Below are 18,856 nucleotides of genomic sequence, written 5' to 3'. Positions count from 1 at the left end.
CTTTTTGAATGATGAACCTTTATAATAACTAAGTATTGGGTAAAAACTCACAAATAACTCTGTTCCAGATGGTTCAGGGCAAAGGAGCTGAAAAGAATGAAACAAGGAATCCATCCAGAATATCGTAAAGTTATCTTTTTAGATACAACAACAAACTTTAAGTTTTTAAGTGGATCAACAAAAACAACAAGTGAAACAATGGAATGGGAAGATGGTAACGAATATCCAGTTATCCGTTTAGATATCTCTTCTGATTCACACCCATTCTACACAGGACGTCAAAAGTTTGCTGCTGCAGACGGTCGTGTGGAACGTTTCAACAAAAAATTTGGTCTCAAATCAAACAACTAATGTATGTTCAAGCATTCTCATATTACTTGGGGATGCTTTTTTTATTGTAAATAGAAGATAAATTATAATACACAAAAGTTTGTGATATAATAAAGTGATTTGTTTTAAAAAAGGTGGATAGAAGTCATGTATGAAGCGTATCATTCGGGATGGATAGAATGTATTACTGGCAGTATGTTTAGTGGTAAATCAGAAGAATTAATTCGTCGATTACGTCGAGGCGTCTATGCGAAACAGAAAGTGGTCGTTTTCAAGCCGCTCATCGACGATCGTTACCATAAAGAGAAAGTCGTTTCGCACAACGGTAACGCCATAGAAGCAGTCAATATTTCGTCTGCCAAAGAGATTACACAATACGACTTAAAAGGTGTCGATATTGTAGGTATTGATGAAATACAATTTTTTGATCGTGAAATTGTGGATGTTGCTACATCACTTGCTGAACAAGGGTATCGAGTGATTACGGCAGGACTAGATATGGACTTCAAAGGTGAACCTTTTGAACCTGTCCCTGAGATGTTGGCAGTGAGTGAACATATTACGAAGTTGCAAGCGGTATGTGCAGTGTGTGGGGCATCATCAAGCCGTACACAACGTTTAATCAACGGCAAGCCGGCGAAAGTCGATGACCCGATCATTTTAGTCGGTGCGAATGAAAGTTATGAACCACGTTGTCGCGCACATCATGTAGTGTTACCGAGTGACAAGGTAGAGGAGGATAATCAATAATGTTTGATCAATTAGATATTGTAGAAGAAAGATACGAACAATTAAATGAATTACTAAGCGATCCTGATGTTGTGAGTGACGCCAATAAATTGCGTCAGTATTCAAAAGAACAATCGGATCTTCAAAAAACAGTCGATGTGTATCGTCAATATAAACAAGTAAAAGAAGATAGTGAAGAGATTGAATTAATGATGGCGGAAACAGACGATCAAGACGAAATTGATATGTTGAAACAAGACGCCAATGATTTGAAAGCTCAGATGCCAGAGTTAGAAGAACAACTGAAAATTTTATTAATTCCTAAAGATCCTAACGATGAAAAAGATGTTATCGTTGAAATTCGTGCAGCGGCCGGCGGAGATGAAGCAGCTATTTTCGCAGGTGATTTGTTCCGCATGTATTCAAAGTTTGCAGAATCACAAAGTTTAAAAACAGAAGTGGTAGAAGCAACAGAAAGTGATCATGGTGGTTATAAAGAAATCAGTTTCTCAGTAACAGGTCAAGATGCATATAGCAAGTTGAAATTCGAAAATGGTGCGCATCGTGTACAACGTGTACCAGAAACAGAATCAGGCGGACGTATCCATACATCAACAGCAACAGTTGCAGTGTTACCTGAAGTAGAAGATGTTGAGATCGAAATCCGCAAAGAAGATTTACAAATTGATACGTATCGTTCAAGTGGTGCGGGTGGTCAGCACGTCAATACAACTGACTCTGCCGTGCGTATTACCCACTTACCAACAGGTGTCATCGCAACATCATCTGAAAAGTCACAAATTCAAAACCGTGAAAAAGCAATGAAAGTATTGAAAGCACGTTTGTATGACATGAAGTTACAAGAAGAACAACAAAAATATGCAGCGCAACGTAAATCAGCGGTAGGAACAGGGGATCGTTCAGAACGTATCCGTACATATAACTATCCGCAAAGTCGTGTGACAGATCATCGCATTGGATTGACTTTACAAAAGTTAGACCAAATCATGGAAGGTAAGTTAGATGAAGTGATTGATGCTTTGACGATGCATGAGCAAACAGAAAAATTGAAAGAGCTTAATAGTGGTGAGTTATAAGCAGTGGCTTTTACAAGCGAAAAAAAGCGCAGTAGCGAGTGGGATTGAGACGTCTTCCGTAGAATGGTTGTTGTTTGATTTGTTAGGTTGGACACGTGTGACATTATTGTGTGACGGAGATGAACAGATGTCTGAGTCGGATACACAGTGTTTGAATGAAGGGTTAACCCGTCTATTAGCAGGGGAACCCGTTCAATATATTACAGAACAAGCGACTTTTTATGGTCGTACGTATCATGTTGATTCGCGCGTACTCATTCCAAGACCAGAAACGGAAGAAGTCGTTGCAGCGTTTATCGAGAAGTGTCCTAAATCGGGACGTATTGCAGATATTGGAACAGGTTCGGGCATTATTGCATTGACAGTTAAACAAGAATGCCCGCACATAGAAGTTTGGGCATCCGACATTTCATCAGATGCTTTAGTGGTTGCGCGTCAAAATGCTGAGCATCATCATGCTACAATTCATATGTTGGAAGGCAGTGTGCTGTCGCCATTTATCGAAAATAATATACGATTGGACGGTTTGATTAGCAATCCACCGTATATTGGTGAAGAAGAGATGCCACAAATGGGAGCGAATGTCCTTACGCATGAGCCACATCTTGCATTGTTTGCAGATGATAAAGGTTATGCGATTTATGCGCAATTGCTTAGAGATTTGCCAAAAGTCATGAGCGAAGGTGCCCCGATTGTCTTTGAAATTGGCTATCAACAAGGGAATGCGTTGTGTGAAATGGCTAGGTCTTATTACCCGCATTTACAACCTGAAGTGATGTCAGATATCAACGGGAATCCACGCATTTTTTATATGACGTGGCATGCGTCACCAGAAGAAAAATAAGGTTATGTTACAGATGATGATTCGTCTGTGCATAACCTTTTGTTTTGCAGTAAAATAGAGTATGAGGAGAGGTGTTTAATTTGGTAAAAACAACGATATGGGATGTACGTGAATATACGAACAATCTCATAGATTATCCATATTTATCAGAAATTATAGCAACTTATCGACAAGGTGGACTCGTTGCTTTACCGACTGAGACAGTCTATGGACTTGGCGCTGATGCAACGAATGAAGAAGCGGTGCAGGGAATATACCAGGCGAAAGGACGACCATCAGACAACCCACTGATTGTTCATATTTACGATACGAAGCAACTAGAAGATTTTGTTGAAAATGTATCGGAGACAACAGAACGATTAATGGAAGCATTCTGGCCAGGACCGATTACGTTCATTTTACCATTAAAGCCCGGTTATCTTTGTCAATCAGTCACAGGTGGACTCAATTCAGTAGCTGTAAGAATGCCAAGTCATCCGGTGGCACGCACGCTACTTAAGGAAGTTGCGTTACCCATTGCAGCACCGAGTGCTAATTTAAGTGGCAGACCTTCGCCAACCACTTTTGAACACGTATATTATGATTTAGAAGGTCGCATAGATGGTATCATCCAGTCTACGCAGAGTGAGGCTGGACTTGAAAGTACCGTGTTAGACTGTACGTCATTCCCATTTCGTATTGCGAGACCGGGTACGATTACACGCAGTATGTTGAATGAGATTCTTCCAAATGGTATCGATGCAATGCGTGATGAATCAATAGATAAACCAATTGCACCGGGAATGAAGTATAAACATTACGCACCAGAAACACCATTGAAGATTTTTGAAAGATTAAATGAAAAGTTAGATGCAACACAAAAAGATTGGTCGCAGACAGCATTTATTTTGCCTGCAACTCTATTGTCATATATACCTAAACAGGCACAGACGATTATTTTGAGTGAGACCGAGTCGGATATCAAACAAGCCAATCATAACTTGTATGCGGCGTTGCATCAGTTAGATCAATTGGATGGGATTGCACATGCTTATATTTATGGTTATCCCGATCATGATGATGCGGAAGCTTTGCATAATCGTATGGTGAAAGCGGCAAACCATCAATTTATTAAGGGGGAATGGTGATGAGAATTTTATTTGTATGTACTGGCAACACATGTCGGAGCCCGATGGCAGAAGGAATTGCCAAAAGTCTATTGCCAGATCATGAGATTGCATCTCGTGGTATTATGGCTCAAGATGGTGCACCCATTGCAGGGCATACACGAGACTTGTTGGAAGCGCATGATCATCCTGTTCCTAAAAGCGCAACAGCTTTTTCTCAAGATGATGTTGATGCTGACTTGATCTTAGCGATGACCACTTCACATGTGCAGCACATTCAAATGTTATACGGAGATACTTTGAATGTCGTAACATTAAGCGAATATGTAGGAGAGACGAATGAAGTATCAGATCCATTTGGTGGCTCATATGTGCAATACGCGAATACATTCGAACAGTTGAGTACATTGATTCGTCAATTACAGAAAAAACTTGACACAGAATTAGTATGAGACATAGAAAAAATAAGTTATAATAGTAAACATACAGCATGTATAGAGTTCTATGAATGATCTGTATGTTTGAATCATACATATTCATAGGGAGGTTGTTATGATGGAGAACTTCAGGCAGTTATTGCAAGAGCTCAAGTCAAAATCTTTTTTCGTAGAAGGGGAACTCTGTGTCATCGGTTGTTCCACTTCGGAGGTGCAAGGTGATCGAATAGGAACGTCAGGGTCATTAGATGTAGCGAAAGCATTGTACGACGCATTGGCAGATATCCAAAGTGAAACAGGTGTATCATTTGCCTTTCAAGGCTGTGAACATATCAATCGTGCTTTAACGATTGAACGTGAAGCATACAACCCGTATACGATGGAGCTTGTATCTGTTGTACCTGATACACATGCAGGTGGTTCATTAGCTACTTATGCGTATCGTCATATGAATGATCCGGTCGTTGTCGAATTTATTCGTGCCGATAAGGGGATTGATATCGGTCAGACATTAATCGGTATGCACCTGAAGCATGTTGCTGTGCCTGTACGTTGCAAAACCAAACAGGTAGGGGATGCGATTGTAACAGTAGCGACAAGCCGTCCGAAAAAGATTGGTGGCGAACGTGCAAAATATCAACTTGATTAGGAAAGAGGGAATGGTCTATGTCATTTATTGCAAAGCAAGATAAGGCAGTCTTTGATGCGATTCAAAAGGAATTCAATCGTCAAAATAACAATATTGAATTAATTGCTTCTGAAAACTTTGTCTCTGAAGCAGTGATGGAAGCTCAAGGTTCAGTCATGACGAACAAGTACGCTGAAGGATATCCAGGCCGTCGTTATTATGGTGGTTGTGGATTTGTTGACATAACAGAAACACTTGCTATTGATCGTGCAAAAAAACTTTTTAATGCAGAGCATGTCAACGTACAGCCGCATTCTGGTTCTCAGGCGAATATGGCTGTATACCTTGTAGCATTGGAGCATGGTGATACGGTTTTAGGGATGAACTTGAGTCACGGCGGGCATTTGACACACGGTTCACCTGTCAACTTTAGTGGTAAAACATATAACTTTGTGGAGTATGGTGTAACTAAGGAAGATGAACGCATTGATTACGAAGAAGTGCGCCAATTAGCGAAGAAACATCAGCCTAAATTAATCGTTGCAGGCGCATCAGCTTATTCACGTGAAATTGACTTCAAGAAGTTTAAAGAGATTGCGGATGAAGTTGGCGCAAAGCTAATGGTAGATATGGCACATATCGCAGGTTTAGTAGCAACAGGCCTACATCAAAACCCAGTAGAATACGCAGATTTTGTAACAACAACAACACACAAAACGTTACGTGGTCCACGTGGTGGCATGATTTTATGCAAAGCTGAATATCAAAAAGAAATTGACAAAACAATGTTCCCAGGTATTCAAGGTGGCCCATTAGAACATGTGATTGCTGCAAAAGCAGTTGCATTCGGTGAAGCACTTGAACCTGATTTTAAAGCATATCAAACACAAGTGATAAAAAATGCACAAACACTTGCGCAAACACTTAAAGATAATGGATTCCGCATCGTATCTGGTGGCACAGACAACCATTTAGTTGCAGTAGATGTGAAAGGTTCTGTCGGTATTACTGGTAAAGTAGCAGAAAAAGTTCTTGATGAAGTGGGCATTACATGTAATAAAAACACAATTCCATTCGATCAAGAAAAACCATTTGTTACGAGTGGTATTCGTCTCGGAACACCAGCCGCAACGACACGTGGATTTGATGAAAAAGCTTTTGAAGAAGTCGCACATATTATGAGTGACGTACTTAAGAACCATGAAGACACGAAGGTGCTTGAAGAAGCAAAACAACGTGTTAAAGCATTAACAGAAAAATTCCCTTTATATAATAAATAATTCATTGGAGGCATAGCAATGGGAAATGTACAAGTACTAGATCATCCTTTAATTCAACACAAATTAAGTTTTATTCGTGACGTCAACACAGGAACAAAGGCATTCCGTGAACTTGTTGATGAGGTCGGTATGTTAATGGCTTACGAGGTCACACGAAATTTAGAACTAGAAGATGTAGAAATTGAAACGCCTGTTACAAAAGCAACAGTTAAACGCTTATCAGGTAAAAAATTAGCATTTATTCCAATTTTACGTGCTGGTTTAGGGATGACAACAGGTATTTTAAACCTTGTTCCTGCGGCTCGTATTGGACATGTTGGGTTATATCGTGATCCAAAAACACTTGAAGCAGTTGAATATTTTGTGAAGTTACCACAAGATATCGAAGAGCGTGAAATCATCGTCGTAGATCCTATGTTAGCAACAGGCGCATCAGCAATTGAAGCAATTACTTCATTGAAAAAGCGTGGTGCGAAACATATTCGTTTCATGTGCTTAATTGCAGCGCCAGAAGGTGTTGAAAAGTTACAAGCGGCACATGACGATGTCGATATCTTCATTGCGGCATTGGATGAAAAACTTGATGAGAATGCGTATATTATTCCAGGACTAGGAGATGCCGGAGACCGCTTGTTCGGTACAAAATAGTCTCTGCAAGGAGTACGACGCCAATGAAAAAAATCATGACCATTTTTGGTACACGACCAGAGGCAATTAAGATGGCACCGCTCGTCTTACAATTGAAGAAAGATCCACTGTTGCAGCCTGTGGTTGTTGTGACAGCACAACATCGAGAAATGCTCGATGCAGTATTGGACACATTTGGTATCGAACCCGATTATGATTTGAATGTCATGACACCTGGCCAATCATTATCACAGATTACATCTCGTGTGCTGGTTGGCCTAGAGCGTGTCATTCAAGATGAATCACCTGATATGATTTTAGTCCATGGTGATACGACAACGACGTTCGCTGGTAGCTTAGCAGCATTTTATAACGAAGTCAGCATCGGTCATGTTGAAGCAGGATTGCGAACATATAATAAATATGCGCCATTTCCAGAAGAAATCAATCGTCAAATGACAAGTAACATGGCAGATTTACATTTTGCACCGACTGTACAAGCACGACAAAATCTCTTAAATGAGCGTAAGTCTGAACACGCAGTTGTTGTAACGGGTAATACGGCAATTGATGCAATGCGTACGACGATTCATGAGCAATATGAATCTGATATTTTACGCAGACATCAAGATAAGCGCATTATTTTACTCACTGCGCATCGACGAGAAAATATTGGAGAACCAATGACGCATATTTTTAAAGCAGCAAGACGCATCGTGGATACATTTGACGATGTTGTACTTGTGTATCCAATGCACAAAAATCCAAAAGTGCGAGAAATTGCACATCAATATTTAGATAATCATGCACGCATCGAATTGATTGAACCACTCGATGTCGTTGATTTTCATAATTTTGCCCATCATGCTTACTTTATTATGACTGATTCTGGCGGTGTCCAAGAAGAAGCGCCTTCACTTGGTAAGCCCGTTCTTGTATTGCGAGATACAACGGAAAGACCAGAAGGTGTTGAAGCGGGGACGTTAAGACTTGTTGGGACCAATGAAGCTGATGTGTATCAACACTTATTGCAATTACTAACAGATGTGACACAGTATAAAGCGATGGAAAGTGCTGACAATCCATACGGAGATGGATATGCATCGGAGCGCATCTGTGAACATATCAAATATTACTTTGGTTTGATTAGCGATAAACCATCGCCGTTTAAAGTGGAAAAGTAATTCATTGTAATTTGTGACGAATTTGTGACAAAAACTAGTAAGAATGAAAGCCCTTTTCATTGCACAATTGACACACTTTTGACCCTATATTATCATGAAAGTTGTATGTGTGGAACGGCTTTCTTATTTGTGTCTTAAGGCAGAAAAGGGGACCAAAAATGAAACGTTTCTTAAAAAAATCACAGCCATTTTTAACCGTTTACATGAGTATGATTACCATACTTGTCGTGTTAAACTTGTTGTATCATCACACATTTGTTGTCGGTTTGCTTGTTGGGACACTTGCATCTATGGTGAATACAACCGTATTTGAGTACTATCTTTGGCGTGCACAACAACGTCCTGCGAGCCCGTTATCAACAGGGAATGGCTGGCGATATTTAGTTGCGATAGTCGCCTGTACAATTTGGTTTTTCAACCAATCAGAAATACATATCATAGGTGTACTTATTGGGCTAATGATTTCATACGCAATGATTATTTTTCGTCCCTTGTTCAAAAGGGGATAGGGGTTATTTTAAAACTGAAAAGAGGTGAAATCCAAAAATGCAACATGAAAATCCAATTGTAACGTGGCACTTTTTAGGGATAGATATTAATTTTAACTTATCTACTATCATGATGCTTTTGATTACAGCAGCTATTGTATTCATCATTGCAATTGCATGTACACGCAATCTGCAAAAGCGTCCTAAAGGTGCACAAAACTTCATTGAGTGGGTTTTTGACTTTGTGCGTGGTGTTATTGAGAGTAATATGGCATGGAAAACTGGGGGGCAATTCCACTTCTTAGCAGTGACATTGATCCTGTTCATCTTTGTAGCAAATATGCTCGGCTTACCAATGTCCTTGGTTGTCGGTCATACATTGTGGTGGAAATCACCGACAGCTGATCCACATGTAACGCTAACATTAGCGACAATGATGGTGTTATTAACACATTATTATGGTGTGAAGATGCGTGGTGCGAAAGCATACGCAAAAGGGTATGCAACACCTTATGCAGCGTTATTGCCAATCAACCTTTTTGAAGAGTTTTCTTCAACATTAACGCTCGGTTTGCGTCTCTACGGTAACATCTATGCAGGTGAGATCTTGTTAGGTCTTTTAGCAGGTGTGGCTACTACTACAATCGGTTGGATTATCGGTATTCCTGGCCTGGTTATTTGGCAAGGTTTCTCAATCTTTATCGGTACAATCCAAGCTTATATCTTTATCATGTTATCAATGGTATACATGTCACACAAAGTGGCAGACAACCATTAAATAAAAATAATTTAACTTTATACATTTAGGAGGAAATATATAATGAATTTAATCGCAGCAGCAATCGCAATCGGTTTATCAGCATTAGGTGCAGGTATTGGTAACGGTCTTATCGTATCTAGAACAGTAGAAGGTGTTGCACGTCAACCAGAAGCACGTACACAATTAATGTCAATCATGTTCATCGGTATCGGTTTAGTTGAAGCACTTCCAATCATCGGCGTAGTTATTACATTTATCGTATTATTCCAATAATCAAGAAGACACGAGTATTTGTAACACAAGTCATGACGATATCGAGATAATGCCTTGTAGCTAACAAGTGCAATTGTCTGCGGCGAAGTCTAAAATGATAGGCCTTCGCCATTCGTTTTATGTAATGAATGAAATGATTGAAAGGAGTGTACAGCATAGTGACTGCCAACTTATTTACCTTTGCAGCAGGAAGTGGCGTTAATATTGGTGATATCGCCGTAACATTGGTGACATTTACCATCTTATTAGTACTACTGAAAAAATATGCATGGGGACCATTAAAACAAGTGATGGACGACCGTGAATGTTCTATCAATAAAGATATTGATGATGCAGAACAAGCAAAATTAAATGCGCAACGTCTCGAAGAAGAGAACCAAAAAATCTTAAAAGAAACACAAGACGAAGTGCATAAAATTATTGAAGATGCGAAGTTACAAGCACGTCGTCAACAAGAAGAAATCATCCACGAAGCGAATAAACGTGCGAACGGTATGATTGAAACAGCGCAAAGCGAGATCAACAGCGAAAAAGAACGTGCGTTAGCTGAAATCAATAACCAAGTTTCTGAGCTTTCAGTATTAATCGCATCAAAAGTTTTACGCAAAGAAATTTCTGAACAAGATCAGAAAGCACTCGTTGAAAAGTACATTAAAGAGGTAGGGGATAAATAATGGCTAATGTAGCTCAAAAATATGCCCAAGCACTTTTCGATGTTGCTTTGAAAGCAGAAGTGTTATCGCAAGTTTATAGCGAATTGACTGAGATCCATACTGCGATCCAAAATCAAAAAAGTGATTTGGCAACGATGGATTACGAACCAAAAATCACAGCAAATGAACGTCGTCAATTGGTAGACAATGTATTTAATGGTGTACATCCATATTTATTAAATACATTAAAGGTGATTGCAACACAACGCAATTTCCGACTTTTACCAGAGATTTATCGTGCATTTGAAGAAAGTTATTACGCATTTCATGGACTTGCGGATGCTTACGTTGAATCTGCAGCATCACTTTCTGAAGAAGAATTAGAACAAGTGAAACAAGCATTACTTGTTCGCACAGGTCTTAAAGATTTAAATTTACACACGACTGTCAATGAAGCTTTGATTGGTGGCGTACGTGTGAAGATTGGAACGAAGGTCTATGATGGCTCAATCCAAAATGATTTAAATCAGCTTGTAAAGCAGTTTAGCAGAGTTAATTAATTACGATATAAAAGAGGAGTGACATAGATGGCCATAAAAGCTGAAGAAATTAGTGCATTACTTCGCTCACAAATTGAAAACTATGAGTCTGAGATGTCAGTAACAGATGTAGGTACAGTTATTCAAATTGGTGACGGTATTGCATTAGTTCACGGATTAAATGACGTTATGGCTGGGGAATTATTAGAGTTCCATAACGGCGTTCTTGGATTGGCTCAAAACTTAGAAGAAACAAATGTCGGGGTCGTTATTTTAGGACCTTTCGATGAAATCAAAGAAGGCGACGAAGTGAAACGAACAGGTCGTATCATGGAAGTACCTGTTGGTGAAGAACTTATCGGTCGTGTTGTAAACCCATTAGGTCAACCAATCGATGGTCAAGGACCATTGAACACGACTAAAACACGTCCAATCGAGAAAAAAGCAACAGGTGTTATGGCGCGTAAATCTGTTGATGAGCCTTTACAAACAGGTATCAAAGCCATTGACGCACTTGTGCCAATCGGTCGTGGTCAACGTGAGTTAATCATTGGTGACCGTCAAACAGGTAAAACAACAGTTGCTATCGATACAATCTTAAACCAAAAAGATCAAGATATGATCTGCGTATACGTTGCAATCGGTCAAAAAGAATCAACTGTACGTGCATCAGTTGAAAAACTACGTCAAGCAGGCGCACTTGATTACACAATCGTTGTATCTGCATCAGCAGCACAACCAGCACCAATGTTATACATCGCGCCGTATGCAGGTGTATCTATTGCTGAAGAATTTATGTTCAACGGCAAACACGTATTAATCGTTTATGATGATTTAACAAAACAAGCGGCAGCATATCGTGAGTTATCATTATTACTACGTCGTCCACCAGGTCGTGAAGCATACCCAGGTGATGTATTCTACCTACATAGCCGCTTATTAGAGCGTGCTGCAAAGCTAAACGATGATTTAGGTGGCGGTTCGATTACTGCCTTACCATTCGTAGAGACACAAGCAGGGGATATCTCTGCATACGTTCCAACGAACGTTATCTCAATTACAGATGGTCAAATCTTCTTACAATCTGACTTATTCTTCTCTGGTATTCGTCCTGCCATTAACGCAGGTTTATCAGTATCACGTGTAGGTGGTTCTGCACAGATTAAAGCGATGAAGAAGGTTGCAGGTACATTACGTCTTGACCTTGCATCATATCGTGAACTTGAGTCATTCGCACAGTTCGGTTCAGATTTAGATGAAGCAACATCACGTAAACTTGAACGTGGTAAGAGAACGGTTGAAGTATTGAAACAAGACCAAAACAAACCACTTCCAGTAGAACATCAAGTATTAATTATTTATGCTTTAACACGCGGTTATCTTGATGATATTCCAGTTGAAGACATCACACGCTTCGAAGACGAAATCATCGAATGGACAAAAGCCAATGCAAACGACATTTTCACAGAAATCCGTGAAACAGGTGGCTTACCAGCAGATGAGAAATTTGAAGCAGCGATCAACGAATTCAAGAAAAGCTTCAAAAGAACAGAGCAATAATTGATATTTAATTGATGAAGGTGGTGAGATAGTGGCTTCTTTAAAAGAGATAGATTCTCGTATAAAATCAACCAAAAAGATGAAGCAGATTACGAGTGCAATGAACATGGTATCGAACTCAAAGCTTCGTAAGGCGGAGAAAAATGCGAAAACATTTAGACCTTACATGGATAAAATGCAAGACGCAGTGACTGCGATTGCAGGTACCAATACGTCATCTTCACATCCAATGCTTGTCAAACGCCCAACCAAACGTGTGGGTTATATGGTCTTAACGAGTGATCGTGGTTTAGCAGGTGCATACAATGCAAACGTATTGAAAACGATGATACGTGATATCGATGCACGCCATCAAAACCCTGAAGAGTACAGCATTATAGTTCTCGGGCAAATCGGTGTGTCTTTCTTACAAAACCGTGGTTATCAAGTGGCGAATGCGTTGACAGATATTCCTGATCAACCATCATTCAAGGCGGTACAAGCAATTGCGAAACGTGCCGTAGACTTATATGTCAGCGAAGAAATTGACGAATTGCATGTATATTACAGCCATTATATTAGTGTGATTGAAAACAAACCAACAAGCAGACAGTTGTTACCATTATCTTCTGAGAACGCAAGCGAAGGACATGGCAACATGGCATCATACGAATTTGAACCGGATAAAGAATCAATTTTGCAAGTATTGTTACCACAATATATTGAGAGTTTGATTTACGGTACAATTCTTGATGCGAAAGCCAGTGAACACGCATCACGTATGAATGCAATGAAGAATGCGTCTGATAATGCGACTGAAATGATTGATGATTTATCTTTAGAATTCAACCGTGCGCGACAAGCAGCCATCACGCAACAAATTACGGAAATTGTTGGTGGTTCAGCAGCATTGGAATAATTTGATTATAAGGAGGAACAAACATGGGATTAGGCCGTGTAACTCAGGTCATGGGTCCAGTCATCGACGTGCGTTTTGAGCATGATGAAATGCCAAACATTAACAATGCACTTGTGATTGAAGTACCTAGAGATGGCGAATCTGAGAGTTTAACTTTAGAAGTTGCGCTACATTTAGGTGACGACGTTGTTCGTACAATTGCAATGGACTCTACTGATGGTGTGCAACGTGGTGCAGAAGTAAAAGATACTGGGGCACCAATCAGTGTACCAGTAGGTGATGCGACGTTAGGTCGAGTATTTAATGTATTAGGTGATCACATTGACTTAGATGGTGAAATCGATGCGTCAGTACGTCGTGATCCAATCCATCGTCAAGCACCAACATTTGATGAACTCTCTACTGAAGTAGAAATTTTAGAAACAGGTATTAAAGTTGTTGACTTATTAGCCCCTTACATTAAAGGTGGTAAAATCGGATTATTCGGTGGTGCCGGTGTAGGTAAAACAGTTTTAATTCAAGAATTAATCAACAACATCGCTCAAGAGCACGGTGGTATTTCAGTATTCGCCGGTGTAGGTGAGCGTACACGTGAAGGTAATGACCTTTACTACGAAATGAAAGACAGTGGCGTTATCGCTAAAACAGCAATGGTATTCGGTCAAATGAACGAGCCACCTGGTGCGCGTATGCGTGTAGCATTGTCTGGTTTAACAATGGCGGAATACTTCCGTGACGAACAAGGACAAGACGTATTATTGTTCATCGACAACATCTTCCGTTTTACACAAGCAGGTTCAGAGGTATCAGCGTTATTGGGCCGTATGCCTTCTGCCGTAGGTTACCAACCAACACTTGCTACGGAAATGGGTCAATTACAAGAGCGTATCACGTCTACAACAAAAGGTTCAGTAACATCTATCCAAGCGGTATTCGTACCTGCCGATGACTATACTGACCCAGCGCCAGCAACAGCTTTCGCCCACTTAGATGCAACAACAAACTTAGAGCGTAAATTGAGTGAGATGGGTATTTATCCAGCGGTAGACCCATTAGCTTCTACTTCACGTGCTTTAGAACCAACAATCGTCGGTCAAGAGCACTATGAAGTTGCACGTCAAGTACAATCAACACTTCAAAAATATCGTGAATTACAAGATATTATCGCAATTCTTGGTATGGATGAATTGTCTGATGAAGATAAGAAAACAGTTGAACGCGCACGTCGTATTCAATTCTTCTTATCACAAAACTTCCACGTAGCAGAACAATTTACAGGTCAACCAGGTTCATATGTACCGGTTAAAGATACAGTTCAAGACTTCAAAGCAATCTTAGAAGGTAAATATGACCATATCCCTGAAGATGCTTTCCGTTTAGTGGGTGGCATTGATGATGTACTTGCAAAAGCAAAAGATATGGGTGTTGAAGTATAATTCAAATTAGGAGGCATGGATAATGAATACATTAACCTTAGATATCGTCACTCCTAATGGTTCTGTTTATAATGAAGACAACGTAGAAATCGTTGTTTTACAAACAACAGCAGGCGAGATGGGTGTGATGCATGGTCACATTCCGACAGTTGCGCCATTAAAAATTGGTCATATCAAAGTGACAAGAGACGGTCAGTCCGACTATATAGCTGTGACTGAAGGATTTGCTGAAATTCGTCGAGAAAAAGTCAACATCTTAGTTCAGTCAGCTGAATCAGCAGAAGATATTGATTTAGAACGTGCGAAATCAGCAAAACAGCGTGCAACATTTTATCTTGAAGGCGACAAAGAAGATACAGATATGAAGCGTGCAGAACGTGCATTGAAGCGTGCAGAAAACCGTATCGAAGTAGCCAAATTCAAATAATCTTAATCAAAAAGGTTTAGCTCAATAGGGCTAAACCTTTTTTTATCTCGACGATAGTGTGCTAGATGCTTTGTAATACAATCTTTTAATGACATTTATGACAAGACAACTTTTATTTTTAGTTTTTATTGTCTTCAAAAAGGGAATATCATTATTGCAAGTACTAATAGTATGATTTGAATGAAAAATCATGTAAAATCAATATAGATTTATATGAAGAGGAGCAACATCATGGAATATTTAGGACAGTTTGCAGTTGCGCATATCGTGATGCATGTGCTCTGTATTTGTGTTGCTTACTGGGCATTAAATGCTGTTCGTTTAGAGCAGTTTTTCAAAAAAGGATACCCTGTTCAAGTACAAGTTGTTATGATATTTTTGGCGATTGTGATTGGAACAGGTGTCAGCAATTTTGTCATTGATTTACTTCAGTTTTCAACACAAATTAAATATTTATTTTAGCAATTGTCATGAATGAATTGAAACAATCAAAGTTAATATGGATAACAAAGAAAAGCGTATAGAGAGATAGTGGAGGATTTTTGAAGATGGATAAAATTATTGTACGAGGTGGACAAACTTTAAAAGGGAGTGTAATGGTAGAAGGTGCAAAAAATGCAGTTTTACCTATTATTACTGCAGCATTATTAGCTAGCGAAGGTAAAAGTGAATTACGCAATGTGCCGCCGTTGAGTGATGTTGACACAATCAATAATGTTTTGAGTGTTTTGAATGCGGACGTTTCTTATGATGAAGCGACACAAGTTGTATCAGTGGATGCAACGAAACAATTGAACGAAGAAGCACCCTATGAGTATGTCAGCAAAATGCGTGCAAGTATTCTTGTAATGGGGCCGTTACTCGCACGACTCGGTGTGGCAAAAGTTGCATTACCAGGCGGATGTGCCATTGGATCACGTCCGATTGAGCAACACTTGAAAGGATTCGAAGCATTAGGAGCTGAAATACATCAAGAAGCAGGATTCATACACGCAACAGCAGAAAATGGCTTAGTCGGTAATGATATACACTTAGACTTCCCAAGTGTCGGTGCTACACAAAACATTATGATGGCAGCATCTTTAGCCAAAGGGCGTACAGTCATCGAGAATGTGGCACGTGAACCAGAAATTGTTGACCTTGCCAACTACATCAACGAAATGGGTGGTGATGTGAAAGGGGCAGGAACAGATACGATTACGATTCACGGTGTGGAAGTACTAAAAGGTGTATCTCATGCGATTATTCCTGACCGTATTGTAGCAGGTACATTGATGATTGCAGCAGCAATTACACGTGGTGATGTATTTGTGAAAGGTGCTATTAAAGAGCATATGACAAGTCTTGTGTACAAACTTGAAGAAATGGGCGTTGAACTTGAATATCGTGAAGATGGTATTCGTGTTACAGCACCTGAGCAGCTCAAACCTGTCGACGTGAAAACATTACCACATCCGGGCTTCCCAACGGATATGCAATCACAAATGATGGCACTATTATTAACTGCTGAAGGCCATAAAATCTTAACAGAAACTGTATTCGAAAATCGCTTTATGCATGTAGCTGAATTTAAACGCATGAATGCTAATATTTCGGTTGAGGGACGCAATGCAAAGATTCAAGGCAAAAGTCAATTACAAGGAGCACAAGTAAAGGCAACAGACTTACGTGCGGCAGCAGCATTGATATTAGCAGGTCTTGTCGCTGAAGGTGAAACGACGGTCACAGAGTTAAAGCATCTCGATCGTGGTTATGTGGACTTCCATGGCAAGTTAAAAGCACTCGGTGCAGATATTGAACGTATCAATGATTAAAAAGTATTATTTTGTGGTTGTGGAGCAGTCAACAAGTGTAAAATTGATCGCATTTGTCATTGTCAGTGTCATACTATTTTATATTGGACTTATGATTGGTTTATGGATGAATCATGATGATATTTTCAAAGTATTGAATCCTAACTTTTTTAGATATTTTAGCGAGACATTAGGAGGATCATAGTAGATGGAAACTATTTTTAATTATAATGAGATTAAAAAAATTATTCCGCATCGTCAACCATTTTTGTTGATCGACAAAATTGTGGAATACGAAGAAGGTCAGCGTTGTGTCGGCATTAAACAAGTATCAGGCAATGAACCTTTCTTTCAAGGACATTTTCCTGATTATGCTGTGATGCCAGGTGTATTAATAACAGAAGCACTTGCACAAACAGGTGCTGTTGCGATGTTAAATAGCGAAGAAAATAGAGGGAAAATTGCTCTATTTGCAGGGATTGATAAATGTCGATTTAAAAGACAAGTCGTTCCTGGAGATACATTGAGATTAGAAGTTGAAATCACCAAAATAAAAGGTCCTATTGGTAAAGGGACAGCCAAAGCAACGGTAGACGGTCAGCTTGCATGTAGCTGCGAACTTACATTTGCATTACAGTCACCAGAATAAAACAAGAACGCCAGGAGTATATATCATACTTACTGGCGTTCATCTTTAAGGCGAGGTTTTGATTGCATTTTTCGATTGAAGGCTTTGATCAGTGCTTCTCCTTCCAATCCTTCATCAACAAGTTGCTCTAATAAGCTCTCCGCATACACTTGACGCAATGTATAAATATGACATTCAAAAATAACGGAAATTTTATCTTTGAGTTGTGTAATGTGCTTAATCGTTGCATCAAAAAGTGCTGGATCATTAGATGGACGTGTAATGACCACACGAATATTGAGAAGTTGATTATCTTCCATATAAGCTGTCATCTGTTCTTTATGAATATCTGAAATAACAATTTCAAGCAGCCATCCCGTTCCCCGATCTTCTTTATTAATAATGACCCCATCAATCAGTTCGTACTCAGTCACACTACTGTTATCGGATACAATTTGAAAGCGTACGGCTTTGAATGTCTTCATGTTGCCACCATCCCCTTATTTTTTTAAATTCTACGTTTTTTGAATATATCACTTTTATTATAACTCAAATAATCAACTTATTCGTTATTAGATTGAAATTGTTTAAATAGTAAGCACTTTATATGGTCAATATTTGATAGAACTCAAATTGCATTTTGAAGTACTTCTATACTATCATACTTTCAGGAGGTGATAAGTATTAATCAAATTAAAGCAATCGGCACTGTCTCAAAAGTACCTAAGTATTATGAAAAGCCAGGAAGTTATTTTGTGACCTTTTTTCTTGCAGTTGAACGCAATTACAAAGGGAAGGATAACCACCCCATCTTTGATTATTTAAATTGTAAAGCATTTGGCCCTGTTGCGATACAAATTGATCAAGAAGTGAATCAAGGAGATCTGCTATCTATTGAAGGTTAACTCACAACACGTCGTTATCAGTTTAACGATGAAAAACGTTTTTCAACAGAGATTGTCGTTGAGTCTGTTGAAATTTTAGAAATCCCACCCCTTATTGAATCCAACGATCCCACACTTGTTTAGCTATTTATTACCCATACCCTAACAAAATGTATCCACCACATACTCTCTATTTATATACTACTTCCTTTCTTTATTTAATTCCCTAACCCTAATGACTTTTGTCAGTTTTTA

The 18,856-nt window shown here is 39.3% G+C and carries 25 protein-coding genes; 24 read left to right on the top strand and 1 reads right to left on the bottom strand.

Annotation, left to right across the window (positions count from 1 at the left end):
- Positions 1-96 precede the first annotated feature (96 nt).
- The 23 genes from C7J88_RS04880 to fabZ all read left to right on the top strand — a co-directional run bounded on the left by C7J88_RS04880 (position 97) and on the right by fabZ (position 17,738).
- A complete protein-coding gene (locus C7J88_RS04880) occupies positions 97-351 on the top strand; it encodes a type B 50S ribosomal protein L31 (protein ID WP_044359146.1) in 255 nt (84 codons plus the stop codon).
- A 126-nt stretch (positions 352-477) separates the two neighbouring features.
- The gene (locus C7J88_RS04875) at positions 478-1,080 is read left to right on the top strand and encodes a thymidine kinase (protein ID WP_095117522.1); all 603 of its coding nucleotides are present in this window, start codon (positions 478-480) and stop codon (positions 1,078-1,080) included.
- Entirely contained in the window at positions 1,080-2,156 is a 1,077-nt protein-coding gene (gene prfA / locus C7J88_RS04870; protein ID WP_095117521.1) for a peptide chain release factor 1, read from the top strand. Before C7J88_RS04875 ends, prfA begins: the two co-directional genes overlap by 1 nt.
- Positions 2,143-3,000 (top strand): peptide chain release factor N(5)-glutamine methyltransferase, encoded by an 858-nt coding sequence (gene prmC / locus C7J88_RS04865; protein ID WP_188595418.1) that lies wholly within the window; start codon positions 2,143-2,145, stop codon positions 2,998-3,000. Before prfA ends, prmC begins: the two co-directional genes overlap by 14 nt.
- 80 nt (positions 3,001-3,080) lie before the next feature.
- A complete protein-coding gene (locus tag C7J88_RS04860; RefSeq protein WP_095117520.1) occupies positions 3,081-4,127 on the top strand; it encodes an L-threonylcarbamoyladenylate synthase in 1,047 nt (348 codons plus the stop codon).
- Positions 4,127-4,558, top strand: a complete 432-nt coding sequence (locus C7J88_RS04855) for a low molecular weight protein arginine phosphatase (RefSeq protein WP_095117519.1) — start codon at positions 4,127-4,129, stop codon at positions 4,556-4,558. The genes C7J88_RS04860 and C7J88_RS04855 overlap by 1 nt, the downstream gene beginning before the upstream one ends.
- A gap of 103 nt (positions 4,559-4,661) precedes the next feature.
- On the top strand, positions 4,662-5,192 hold the full coding sequence (locus tag C7J88_RS04850) for a TIGR01440 family protein (RefSeq protein WP_095117518.1): 531 nt from the start codon (positions 4,662-4,664) through the stop codon (positions 5,190-5,192).
- 17 nt (positions 5,193-5,209) lie between these two features.
- The gene (gene glyA, locus C7J88_RS04845) at positions 5,210-6,451 is read left to right on the top strand and encodes a serine hydroxymethyltransferase (RefSeq protein WP_095117517.1); all 1,242 of its coding nucleotides are present in this window, start codon (positions 5,210-5,212) and stop codon (positions 6,449-6,451) included.
- Positions 6,452-6,469: 18 nt separating this feature from the next.
- Positions 6,470-7,099 (top strand): uracil phosphoribosyltransferase, encoded by a 630-nt coding sequence (upp, locus tag C7J88_RS04840; RefSeq protein ID WP_095117516.1) that lies wholly within the window; start codon positions 6,470-6,472, stop codon positions 7,097-7,099.
- Between the two features lie 23 nt (positions 7,100-7,122).
- Entirely contained in the window at positions 7,123-8,262 is a 1,140-nt protein-coding gene (gene wecB / locus C7J88_RS04835; RefSeq protein WP_095117515.1) for a non-hydrolyzing UDP-N-acetylglucosamine 2-epimerase, read from the top strand.
- 158 nt (positions 8,263-8,420) lie between these two features.
- On the top strand, positions 8,421-8,771 hold the full coding sequence (locus C7J88_RS04830; RefSeq protein WP_095117514.1) for an ATP synthase subunit I: 351 nt from the start codon (positions 8,421-8,423) through the stop codon (positions 8,769-8,771).
- A 37-nt stretch (positions 8,772-8,808) separates the two neighbouring features.
- Entirely contained in the window at positions 8,809-9,528 is a 720-nt protein-coding gene (gene atpB / locus C7J88_RS04825) for a F0F1 ATP synthase subunit A (protein WP_095117513.1), read from the top strand.
- Between the two features lie 42 nt (positions 9,529-9,570).
- On the top strand, positions 9,571-9,783 hold the full coding sequence (gene atpE / locus C7J88_RS04820; protein WP_044359165.1) for a F0F1 ATP synthase subunit C: 213 nt from the start codon (positions 9,571-9,573) through the stop codon (positions 9,781-9,783).
- Positions 9,784-9,941: 158 nt separating this feature from the next.
- Positions 9,942-10,457, top strand: coding sequence for a F0F1 ATP synthase subunit B (locus C7J88_RS04815; protein WP_095117512.1), 516 nt, complete (start codon positions 9,942-9,944; stop codon positions 10,455-10,457).
- Positions 10,457-10,996, top strand: coding sequence for a F0F1 ATP synthase subunit delta (locus tag C7J88_RS04810; protein WP_095117511.1), 540 nt, complete (start codon positions 10,457-10,459; stop codon positions 10,994-10,996). The genes C7J88_RS04815 and C7J88_RS04810 overlap by 1 nt, the downstream gene beginning before the upstream one ends.
- Positions 10,997-11,023: 27 nt before the next feature.
- On the top strand, positions 11,024-12,535 hold the full coding sequence (gene atpA, locus C7J88_RS04805; RefSeq protein WP_095117510.1) for a F0F1 ATP synthase subunit alpha: 1,512 nt from the start codon (positions 11,024-11,026) through the stop codon (positions 12,533-12,535).
- Positions 12,536-12,566: 31 nt separating this feature from the next.
- On the top strand, positions 12,567-13,433 hold the full coding sequence (gene atpG, locus C7J88_RS04800; protein WP_095117509.1) for an ATP synthase F1 subunit gamma: 867 nt from the start codon (positions 12,567-12,569) through the stop codon (positions 13,431-13,433).
- A 23-nt stretch (positions 13,434-13,456) separates the two neighbouring features.
- Positions 13,457-14,869 (top strand): F0F1 ATP synthase subunit beta, encoded by a 1,413-nt coding sequence (atpD, locus tag C7J88_RS04795; protein WP_095117508.1) that lies wholly within the window; start codon positions 13,457-13,459, stop codon positions 14,867-14,869.
- 22 nt (positions 14,870-14,891) lie between these two features.
- A complete protein-coding gene (locus C7J88_RS04790) occupies positions 14,892-15,296 on the top strand; it encodes a F0F1 ATP synthase subunit epsilon (protein WP_095117507.1) in 405 nt (134 codons plus the stop codon).
- A 231-nt stretch (positions 15,297-15,527) separates the two neighbouring features.
- The gene (locus tag C7J88_RS04785) at positions 15,528-15,758 is read left to right on the top strand and encodes a DUF1146 family protein (RefSeq protein ID WP_095117506.1); all 231 of its coding nucleotides are present in this window, start codon (positions 15,528-15,530) and stop codon (positions 15,756-15,758) included.
- 86 nt (positions 15,759-15,844) lie between these two features.
- Positions 15,845-17,110, top strand: coding sequence for a UDP-N-acetylglucosamine 1-carboxyvinyltransferase (murA, locus tag C7J88_RS04780; protein WP_095117505.1), 1,266 nt, complete (start codon positions 15,845-15,847; stop codon positions 17,108-17,110).
- Positions 17,103-17,294, top strand: a complete 192-nt coding sequence (locus C7J88_RS04775; RefSeq protein WP_095117504.1) for a hypothetical protein — start codon at positions 17,103-17,105, stop codon at positions 17,292-17,294. The genes murA and C7J88_RS04775 overlap by 8 nt, the downstream gene beginning before the upstream one ends.
- A gap of 3 nt (positions 17,295-17,297) precedes the next feature.
- Positions 17,298-17,738 carry a 3-hydroxyacyl-ACP dehydratase FabZ gene (gene fabZ / locus C7J88_RS04770; protein ID WP_095117503.1) on the top strand — a complete coding sequence of 147 codons (441 nt, stop codon included), beginning with the start codon at positions 17,298-17,300 and terminating at the stop codon, positions 17,736-17,738.
- Positions 17,739-17,767: 29 nt separating this feature from the next.
- On the opposite strand, the gene C7J88_RS04765 is transcribed toward fabZ, so the two are convergent.
- Positions 17,768-18,202, bottom strand: coding sequence for a YwpF-like family protein (locus C7J88_RS04765; protein ID WP_095117502.1), 435 nt, complete (start codon positions 18,200-18,202; stop codon positions 17,768-17,770).
- A 189-nt stretch (positions 18,203-18,391) separates the two neighbouring features.
- Here C7J88_RS04765 and C7J88_RS04760 point away from each other — a divergent pair, with 189 nt between their 5' ends.
- Positions 18,392-18,622: a single-stranded DNA-binding protein gene (locus C7J88_RS04760; protein ID WP_157728699.1), complete on the top strand. Its 231-nt coding sequence runs from the start codon at positions 18,392-18,394 to the stop codon at positions 18,620-18,622.
- Positions 18,623-18,856 lie beyond the last annotated feature (234 nt).

This window comes from Staphylococcus muscae (genome assembly GCF_003019275.1).
Lineage (GTDB): Bacteria > Bacillota > Bacilli > Staphylococcales > Staphylococcaceae > Staphylococcus > Staphylococcus muscae.
This window is presented reverse-complemented; position numbering and strand designations above follow the sequence as displayed.